The 10,142-nt window shown below is 34.4% G+C and carries 7 protein-coding genes; 3 read left to right on the top strand and 4 right to left on the bottom strand.

The features are described from left to right. Positions 1-5: 5 nt before the first annotated feature. Positions 6-1,319: a hypothetical protein gene (locus ABWU72_RS05055; RefSeq protein ID WP_265017974.1), complete on the bottom strand. Its 1,314-nt coding sequence runs from the start codon at positions 1,317-1,319 to the stop codon at positions 6-8. A gap of 716 nt (positions 1,320-2,035) precedes the next feature. Between ABWU72_RS05055 and ABWU72_RS05050 the strand changes: the two genes are divergently transcribed. The 3 genes from ABWU72_RS05050 to ABWU72_RS05040 all read left to right on the top strand — a co-directional run bounded on the left by ABWU72_RS05050 (position 2,036) and on the right by ABWU72_RS05040 (position 7,922). Then, positions 2,036-3,964: an ankyrin repeat domain-containing protein gene (locus tag ABWU72_RS05050; RefSeq protein WP_174515965.1), complete on the top strand. Its 1,929-nt coding sequence runs from the start codon at positions 2,036-2,038 to the stop codon at positions 3,962-3,964. After that, the gene (locus tag ABWU72_RS05045; RefSeq protein ID WP_353283936.1) at positions 3,946-6,468 is read left to right on the top strand and encodes an ankyrin repeat domain-containing protein; all 2,523 of its coding nucleotides are present in this window, start codon (positions 3,946-3,948) and stop codon (positions 6,466-6,468) included. The genes ABWU72_RS05050 and ABWU72_RS05045 overlap by 19 nt, the downstream gene beginning before the upstream one ends. A 125-nt stretch (positions 6,469-6,593) precedes the next feature. Beyond that, positions 6,594-7,922, top strand: a complete 1,329-nt coding sequence (locus ABWU72_RS05040; protein ID WP_155969615.1) for an IS4-like element ISWosp9 family transposase — start codon at positions 6,594-6,596, stop codon at positions 7,920-7,922. 36 nt (positions 7,923-7,958) lie between these two features. Here ABWU72_RS05040 and rmuC read toward each other — a convergent pair whose 3' ends face one another. From rmuC to ABWU72_RS05025, 3 genes are all read right to left on the bottom strand, one after another. After that, on the bottom strand, positions 7,959-9,290 hold the full coding sequence (gene rmuC, locus ABWU72_RS05035) for a DNA recombination protein RmuC (RefSeq protein WP_151807714.1): 1,332 nt from the start codon (positions 9,288-9,290) through the stop codon (positions 7,959-7,961). A 256-nt stretch (positions 9,291-9,546) separates the two neighbouring features. Further along, a complete protein-coding gene (locus ABWU72_RS05030; RefSeq protein WP_338062968.1) occupies positions 9,547-9,732 on the bottom strand; it encodes a DDE-type integrase/transposase/recombinase in 186 nt (61 codons plus the stop codon). 240 nt (positions 9,733-9,972) lie between these two features. Further along, on the bottom strand, positions 9,973-10,113 hold the full coding sequence (locus ABWU72_RS05025) for an IS3 family transposase (protein ID WP_160142645.1): 141 nt from the start codon (positions 10,111-10,113) through the stop codon (positions 9,973-9,975). Between the last annotated feature and the right edge of the window lie 29 nt (positions 10,114-10,142).

Raw genomic sequence — 10,142 nt, 5'->3', positions numbered from 1 at the left:
ATTTTTTATTCACCCAACCCTATATGAGATTTATCATGCATTTTGCTAAGCTTCACCTCAGACAAATCTCCACTCGGACCAGGTATACTTTTTTGGTTAAAATCTACACAAACAGAACTACCATAGGATAAAAACTTACTTAATGAAGCATTATCTCCTTGCTCTAAAACGGAACGTATATAATCCGCTTGCTTAGAACTCATAAATTCTTTAACCTGTCTAGGATTAGCTTTATCCAATATTGTCCACACTTGCCCCATACAGCCTTTCTCGACCAAAGGGACTAATAAACTTCCTTGATAAATGGAATTGTTCATCATTTCTCCATTTAATGCTGAAGTAAGATGACTATCAAATCCATCCTTCATTAACATATGCATCAAGAGCTTCATACCTGCATTTAAATACTGCCCAGAACAACTTTCTATTTTTATATATCTTAACCAGGTACAATAAGGACCTACTGGCACATCACTTAGCTCTAAGCAGTCGAATAATCTTTGAAATTGGTCAAAGTTAGACGTTTCTAACATTCTTCCTAAAGAACCATAATAACCATTTTTCTCTAAATCTCTTTTCAAAAGCTCTGGATATTTATTAGGACTTATCTGACTTAAACAAAATTCAAACACATCAGGATAGCCATTATCATGTGCCGCATGCACTGCAATTCTCATGAAAACTTCATCTTTTTCCTGAGCACTTAACTCACCTTCAGGTAATGACTGAACCTTATCCCAAAAGAATTCCACTGCTTCTACATGTCTTCTATTTGAACTTATTGCTGCACGATGTAAACCAAAGACATAAGGATGCTGGCCTTTTAGATCTAACTCTGAAATATATCCACTAATGAAATGTGACCAAAATTGCATCATTGTGTCCGTATACCAACTCCCACTTACTGATTTAACTAACTTTTTTAATGCATCTGAATCTCCCTCATTTATTTCATCTTCCCGTTTAAAATGTTCAAATATAGAGATTATGTCTTCTTCTAAGCAACACCAACATGCAACCTGGTAACGATCAAAGTCATCTAGTGGATTACTTATACCCTTAGAACTTTTTGATTCTATCATCTTTTTAGCTACTACTCTTCTATTGAGTTTGATACCATGTATTGTATCGGTTTTTTCCCAACATTCTTCATTTGATAATATATCCAAAAAGAACGGAAGTTTTTTTTCACCCCAACTGTCAAATATTTCCAAAAATGCACCACACCAATTTTTCAATTGAAGTTGTTTAGATTCTTTATAAGGATCATCATCCTTAACAATAGAGAAAACAGCTTTTCTTAGTTCATCACAGTCCATAATTCTTACCTCACAAACAAAACCATACGTAAGATACAGAGCTATAATAATTTATAGACTCTATACTAATTTCAACATCATACTCCACCTTTGTAACCTGTCAATCACTATTTTAGAAAATTTCTAACCCAAAACAACTTTTGATAAAAGGCCATTAACAGACTCATTTTATGATCTTTTATTAAATTAAGATCTCTTTTCATTATAAATTTACCTAAATTATTTTTAGATAAATCTTTATTAATTTAGGAAGATATATTATTAAGATCTCAAGCAAGATAGCCATTTCCAGCACCCAAAACTACCGTACGTGAGAACAACTTTCTTTGGAATGCGTTGGTCTACCAAGTGTACCGTTCGAACTTTTCTTTATAGTGATTCTACTATATCCTAAAACCAGCTATATTAGCCTACTTTTACTACATTTACATACGAACTAACTTACCTAACTTTGTTGCAAAGATTGCAAGTTCCTATTTTCATAACCCTACTTTTACGTAGCTTGTTCTCACAAAGATACGATCTTTTTGGGATCTTTGAAGAAGTAAATAATTGAAATCTTTGTAATACTTGGTTGCAATGTTTTTTAGAGACAAAAGGTATTTTCCTATATCTGAATACAATAAATTTGTAATTCTGAAAAAAATATAAAACTATTGCTAATTATAATAATTGTGTAATAATTAAAACATAAGTTTTTAAGTTAAGGTAGTGTCGTGGGTAATCAATTGGAAGAAGTATCTAGTCCAATAAATATTCAAGCAGATTTAGAAGAGAACAGTATGGTTGATGGAATAGAAAAGCGGTCAAAAGAACAAGGTTTTTATGCAACACAGACCATACCAATTTATCAAGTTAATCAAAATATTACGTATTCATATTTAGCTACGCTCGATAGTCACTTAAAAACAGATGAGCATTGTGTACACGAAAGTAATATACATACTGACTTACTTAATTTTGCTTTTCATGGTTCCTTAGAGAAAGTTCAAGATCTATTAAACAAAGGAGCTAGTGTTGAGATAAAAGACAACAATGGTAACACGCCTTTGCATCTTGCTGCTGGCAGGGGCCACTTCGTAATCGTTGGAACCCTGTTAAAAAAAGGAGCTACTGTTGAGGTAATAAACAATGAAGAAGCTACTCCGCTGCATATCGCTGCTCAGATGGGTCACTTAAACGTAATTCAAGTTCTACTAGATAATGGTGCTGATGTTGATGCGCAAAAAGATAATGATGACACTGCCTTACATATTGCTGCTAAAGCAGGCTACTTAGAAGTAGTTCAAGTTCTATTAGGAAAAGGGGCTAGTGTTGAGACACGAAACGAAGAAGGATGCACTGCTCTTCATTCTGCTACTGAAATGGGTAAATTAAAAGTGGTTGAGTACTTTATAAGTGAAGAAAAAATCAATATTAACCAAGCAACCGATGATAATGACACTCCTTTGCATATTGCCGCTGAAATGTGTCACTTAGATGTAGTTCAATTTCTGTTAGAAAAAGGAGCCAGTGTTGAGGCACGAAACAAAGAAGGATGCACTGCTCTTCATTCTGCTACTGAAATGGGTAAATTAAAAGTGGTTGAGTACTTTATAAGTGAAGAAAAAATCAATATTAACCAAGCAACCGATGATAATGACACTCCTTTGCATATTGCCGCTGAAATGTGTCACTTAGATGTAGTTCAATTTCTGTTAGAAAAAGGAGCCAGTGTTGAGGCACGAAACAACGAAGACTGTACTGCTTTGCATATTGCTGCTAGCGAGGACCACTTAGAAATAGTTAAAGCTCTATTGGGCCAAATGAATAATGCTGACATACGAAAGAATAGTTTCAAATGTGTATTGCATATTGCTGCTCGAGAGGGTTACTTAAAAATCGTTAAAGCTCTATTAGACAAAGGTACTGATATTAATGCAACAAACTATGAAGGCGATACTGCTTTAAATGAAGCTGCTGGATGTGGTCATTTGGAAGTAGTTCAATTTCTGTTAGAAAAAGGAGCTAGTTTTGAAGCACGAAACGAAGAAGGATGCACTGCTTTGCATATTGCTTGTGAGGTGGGCTGTTTAGGCATAGTTAAAGCTCTGTTAGAAAAGGGATCTGATGTTAATGTAGTAAGCGAAAAAAATGGCGATACTCCATTACATGAATCTGCTAGAATGAATCGCTACGATATAGTTGAATATCTTGTAGAGGAAGAAAAGGCTACTATTGATGTAAAAAACTTTAGAGGTGAGACTCCTTCCGATTTGGCAGATTCTAATGGTTACAAAGATATAGTTAAGTATCTTAGTCTTCGAGTAAGGGAGTGTCCCAAAACCTCGGGAAGTCTGGCTGATGATAAAAATGTGATACAGTATCAAAAAGTGACAGAAAATAAACACCTAACTATAACTAATAGAGCAATAAAGACCAGTTTCTGTGTAGGGATAATGACCATGTTGACAAGTGTGGCTATTGGATGTACTGCTATTCATCTTAGTTTATCAATATCAGCTACTGCTGCATTGATTGTTGGGGCCATTGCTGGTGGCATTACATATGCAGTATTAAAGCCTAATAGTAGGCTAAATGAATGTGAAGTGAATAGGCAAAGCTTACCTCAAATGCCTAAGGACGAATGTTGCATGTCATATTAGTTCTTGCATTTTATGTCATGCGTGTGAAAATGGTGTGTAGTATTTTTAACCGAGGTGGAGTTATGGAATTGAATAAATTGCAGGAAGTATTAAATTCTGCTAACGCTGATGTTGGTTTCAGTAAGAGTAATGTAGTTAGTAAAATAGAAGAGAGATCAAAACAAGTAGATCCAGGTACATTCTGCCAATTACATCTTGCTGTTTTAAAAAACAATAAACAAATGGTAGAAGCCCTTATAAAAGGAGGAGCTGATGTTAACACAATTGATGCGTACAGTCGTGATCCATTATATTATGCTATCTTGCAAGGGAACACAAGAATGGTAGAGATCCTAATAAAAAATGGAGCAAGTGTTAATAAGAAGTATAATGACGGAAGCACTCCTCTACATCATGCTGTCTTGAGCCAAAAAATAAAAATAGTAGAGTATCTTATAAACAATGGAGCTGATGTTAATGCGTTAGATGAAAAACGGCGCACTCCATTATACTTAGCTGGACGAAGTACACAAATGGTCTCGATTCTCATGAAGAAGGGAGCATTCCCTTTACTGGAAAACAGAGATATTGAATTTTTAAAGGATCTAGTTAAACGCATCAAAGATGATGATACAGAGTATTTAAAGGAGGTAAAGGTGGAACAGAAGGAGGGGCGGGTAGATGATAAGTATGAGTCAATTAAATACTCGTTGCTGCTTAGTGATAACAGCTCTTTGACCTCTATTATTAAAAGGAAAAAATTCAAAAATTTAATATCTGATTGGTCTTTCAACGTACCTGATTTAAAAGATAACCAAAAAAATTTGAATAAGGCACTGTTAAATCTTCTTACAGACTTTCCATTTTGTGACATTACAAGGTTTGAGGACTTTTTACACGATAACAAAGGTGATGATCTAAAAGCTGTTCTCAATCTTCAAAGGGGAGAATCCAAATTGACAATACTACATGTAATACAAGGTATGGAGTATTTAGCAGTGGAAAAAGACATAGGTTGTGCAGTTAGTGCATTTATGACTTTACTTTTAAAATCTGGTGCTGATCCTAACATAGTTAACAGTGAAGGGCAAACACCTTTGCACTATGCTGCTTATTATAATACTTTAAATATACCTTTGCTTCTGAAAAAAGGAGCACGTGGTCAAACTGACAGACAAGGAAAAACTCCTCTAGACATTGTAATTATTAACAAAAAACCTTTTGAAGTGAATCTTTTAGAACAGATCTTTTTAACTCAGGAGCAATTGGAAGCAAAAAATGATTTAGAAGGTATTTGCGGTCATAGCTTTAACACTAATCGACTAAGAAAGTTTTTCAATCAGCACAAAGGAAATGAAGGTCTTAAAGAGATTCTCAATCTCCGTGATTGCGAAGGAAAGTCTCGAGTTTTTCAAAAGATTAGGGAGGCTTGTTATGGTAATGAAACTCATTTCAAAGAAGCAAAAAAGTTGCTGCTAGAAGCAGGAGCGATTGATTACGAAGAGTGGAAGGACAAAAAACGTTTGCCTAAGCTTAGAACTCTATGGGATGATTTAATATTAGATCAGTCGGAAAAGTTGAAAATATTTTTGGGTAGGGTAAATAAATCCAAAGATATAGATGAGTTAAAACGCGTTGTAAACGAAGCTATAGAACTTGGGGTAAGGCTGAACTTTCCTAACCAGGGTAGTATATACGGAAAGGTATATGAAAAGGAATATAGTTTTACAGATTTTGTGATAAGAAAGATTAGTGAATTAAGAAAGAGTTCCGAAGGTTCAAGGAATATAGAGGTTGCTAGTGGTATAGTATGTCAATTGATATCAAAAGGGGCAATTTTGTACAACATAAGCAGTATATATGTAATTGACGAACTGGAAGAGTTTGAAAGCCACAAAGCTAATATGAAAAACGCTTATGCAGATTATGAGAATCGTGCTTTAGATTTCATAACAATCGTTCAAAGCGCAACAAGTGGTAAGGTAAGAGACGTAAAAATCGACAACTCTACTCTCTGTCTTGAATATTCACAGGATAGTAAAGTAGATGTTGCAAAGATTACAAATGGAGCAAGGGGTTTAGGTATCACTCAGGAAGGTGTACAATACGGAAGAAATATAATAAAGATAGGTAAGAGTGAGGTAGAAATTATAACGGAAAACGCTATAAGGAATTATGTAGGCCTAGCAGATGGTAGTAATATAGTATTGACTTTCGATACTGGCTTGGGAGAGTTGGAAGTGAGATTATACCCTGATAAGCAAAATCTAATAAAGGTAGAAGTAGAAGATCAAGAAAAGTGGAAAAAATTACAGAATTGTGAGGAACGAATAGGGGAAAAATGTTTGCTTGGTGGGTGTTCAGTACGTGATGCTATTGAACGAGGTTTTTTTACTAGATCTGGAGAGTTGATTCGTTCTGAAACAATTAGTCAATCTGATGCAACAAAAGTGGGCCCTTGGGCAAAGCGCGAAAAAATGAGAAAAGCTTCAAGTCTTGAAGAAACAGTAGGCCGTTCTCTATAATGAAGTGAGGGAGTGTTAAATAAACCATACGCGTCAAGTTAAGGAAAAGTGTAAGTAAAGTTGATAGAGTGAAGGAAAATAATAAGGTATAAATTCTCTTGGATATATGAATGAGAGAACTTACAATGGACAGAATAGCTTGCTTATCAAAAGACCTCAATGAATTCTTTAATGAAAAAGCAGACGAAATATCAATTGCAGTAGGTTTTATAAAAAGAAAGAGAAAACTTAATGGCTCATCATTCATAAAAGCTATGGTTTTTGGTAACATAGGAGTTGATGATTGCAGCATAGAAACAATGTGCCAATTGCTAAATGAAGACTCGATAGAAATTACAAAACAGGGTTTAGATTTTAGGTTTAGTGAAGAAGCAGTTGAGTTCATGAAAAAAATGTATAACGAAGCTTTGTGTTTATTTAAAAAAAGTCTACAGATTGATTGCAAAATTTTACAGCAATTTGGAAGCGTTAAATTATTGGATAGCAGCTACATTAGCCTGCCCAGTAGCATGGAAGATATGTACAAAGGATATGGCAGTAGCTATAGAGATTGTGAGAATAATACCAAATCAGGAATAAAGCTACAGTTAGTCTTTGATTACCTGAATCAAGCGCTAGATAAGTTAAATTTTATGGAAGGAATAAGGTCGGATCAAGGTTATAGGGATTATCTGAACGGTTTATCAGCCAATGATTTGCTAATATTTGACTTGGGCTACTTTGTGCCTAGTTCTTTTAAACAGATTGATGAAGCAGGTGCATATTTTGTTAGTCGTTATAAGTCTGATACCAATATATATGATATAGAAACAAATCAAAAAATAGAGCTATTGGAGTATTTAGAAGGTCAATTATCTTCAGAAAAAGAAGTATTATTAGGAAAGGAAGTAAAAATTAAGGTAAGAATTATATGTCAAAAGCTAACTGAAGAACAGTCTATGGCTAGAAGAAGAAAGGCTAATAAATTAGCAAAGTCACATGGATATACATCTTCTCAAAAGAATCAAAAGTTATTAGATTGGTCAATATTTATAACTAATGTTCCAGAGAGTAAAATTAATGCTGAACAAATATTGACGGTTTATAGAGTAAGATGGCAAATCGAATTACTATTTAAACTATATAAAAGTCATATCAATCTTGATAAACTAAAAGGAAAGACAAATCCATTTAGAGTATTGTGCGAGCTATACGCAAAATTATGTGCTATTCTCGTATTTCACGAAATGGTTGGCTGTGTAAAACTAAAAAAGAACACGGAGCTCAGTTTAACAAAGGCATTTATTGAATTGAAAAGGCGGGTTAGAGAGCTCTTTTTGATATTAAACAATATTGTCAATAATTTAAAAATTTTTCTAAAAAAGCTTACTATAATCTGGTCAAAGTTTTCTTTGAAAGACAGATATAGGAAGACCAGGGTATCTACTTTAAGCTCTCTACATTCCTTAACTTGACGCGTATGGTTTATTTAACACTCCCTGTTAAGATGCCTAATCTACTTTCAGCTCCTCAGTATGTAAACTGCGTGGTAAAGACTCTAATTCCTTTGCAGCACTTAAACTTTTATTTTTTGCATGTATACCAAGCTTATTGAATTCTCGAGCAGCAGGAAACACCCTTGCTTCAAGAGAGCCAGCAGTTTTATTATAATGATCAACAGCACTTTTTAAGCTCCTGCGCAAATTATCAAAGTTTTCACCCATTGTGCAAATGCGCTCATATAAAATATGACCTAGTTCACTGATTTTCTTTGCGTTTTCAGCTATCATCTCTTGCTTCCATCCATACGCTATTGCTCTCAGCAACGCAATTAGAGTGATCGGTGTTGCAATGATCACTTTTTTTTCCACTCCAATCTCTATCAAAGCAGGCTCATATTCCAGTGCTGCGCTAAAAACCCCCTCCCCTGTTAAGAAAAGCACCACAAGTTCTGGCGTATTTTCAAATTGATTCCAATACTCTTTTTTACCCAAATCATTTATGTGTTTTTTTATTGCCAGGGAATGGTTCTTTAATTTCTCCTTTTGTATTTGCAAATCATTTTGTGATATAGCATCCATGTAAGAATCAAGCGGCACTTTAGCATCTATTATTATTTGCTTTCCAGATGGCATTTTGATTATTAAATCAGGACGCAATAAATTATCCTCGTTTTTATCAATCACTGACGGCTGAGTAAAAAAATCGCAATACTCAATCATTCCTGCCATTTCTACCACTCTTTTGAGTTGCATTTCACCCCATTTGCCCCTAATGTGAGGTTTTCTCAGGGCATTAGCAAGGTTGGAAGTTTGGTTCATCAGCGCTCCAATTTGCTCCTTTAAACCTTCATAGGCCCCTACCCTCTCCTTTTCTAGCTCACGTATTTCATTATCGAATTTTTCTAATTTTTCTTTTATTGGAGTTACAACTTCGTTGATCGTTGCTTGTCTTTTTTTGAAATCGCTTTCCGTTTCTTTTAATTTACTATCGATTACTTCCTTTGCTAAGTTCAGAAAATTATTGTTATTTGTTTGCAAAGCATCAAGAGAGAGCGCTTTAAAAGTGTTTGTTAATCTCTCCTCTGCTTTTGTTAGTAATTCTATTTCCTTTTTCTTTTCCTCACGTTCTTTTTGCAGAGTTACTTCAAGTTCTGCTTTTTTGACCCTTAAATCAACTATTTCTTCATTCTTCGTAAGCAAAGTTTGCTTTGTTTCTTGAAGTTCTTGCTCTAATTTACATAAATTACCCTCAAGGTTTGCTTTCTTTTCGCTCAGTTTTTTTACGATAATGTAGAAAAATAGTAATAGAGAGACAACCAGAGCTATAGAATTGAAAAGCATCAGAATAAAAAAGCTGTATTTACAATTCTATATGATTTTTGTGTGTATAAGAAAGAAAAAAGGAGCACCTAAAGAGGTGACCTTACCCAGAAAAAGTAGAGAGAAAGTTAAGACGTTTTTATCATGAGAATAAATTGTGCAGGAATGCAATAGTTAATAGTAGAATGTCTACGTTATTTGTTATAAAAGATTTCTATGTATTCAAATATGGCAGTTCTGGTTTGTTGAGCGAGAAGTATCAATAAGCAGCTCCCTTTTAAGTGAACTTTTCTGCAACAGAGTTATCGTAACAACAGCCCTTATGGCTCATGCTGGAAATGATGTTTTTTGTATTCAATAGAAATTGGTAATTTTGAGAGGTATACTGTGACCCTTGATCGCTATGTAACAGCAGATTTTTATCGGGTTTGCGTTTATCAACGGCCATCAATAAAGAATCTATAACTAATTATCATGTTACTCATTAACCACCATGCGTGAATATAGGTCAATTATTGCCGCCAACAACCTTCTTTAGTTTTTATGTAGGTAATCCCAAACTTTATTTGGCTGATCAGTAGTAAAATTTTGATCCAATGTGTTCGGAGCCACAACTCGGTTGCTTATTTGCTGTTTTTTATTTTTGAACCTTCGTCTAAGCTTGGCTTTAATGCCATTTTCTTGCATAACACTTTGTACTGTTTTAATTTTTGCCTAAAGCTTTTAATTCAGCGTGAATTTTAGGGGCTCCATATCTGCATTTAGAAGCTTGATGTATTTTTTGAATATCTGCTAGAAGCCCTTCTTTTGCTAATTCTTTACTGCTTTTTTCCTTAGCAACCAATACCACCAGTACAAAACCCTACATAGTTC

The sequence above is a fragment of the Wolbachia endosymbiont (group A) of Lypha dubia genome, assembly GCF_964028575.1.
GTDB classification, from domain to species: Bacteria; Pseudomonadota; Alphaproteobacteria; order Rickettsiales; family Anaplasmataceae; genus Wolbachia; species Wolbachia pipientis.
The sequence above is the reverse complement of the archived record's forward strand: the minus strand, read 5'-3'. Positions and strand labels throughout refer to the sequence as shown.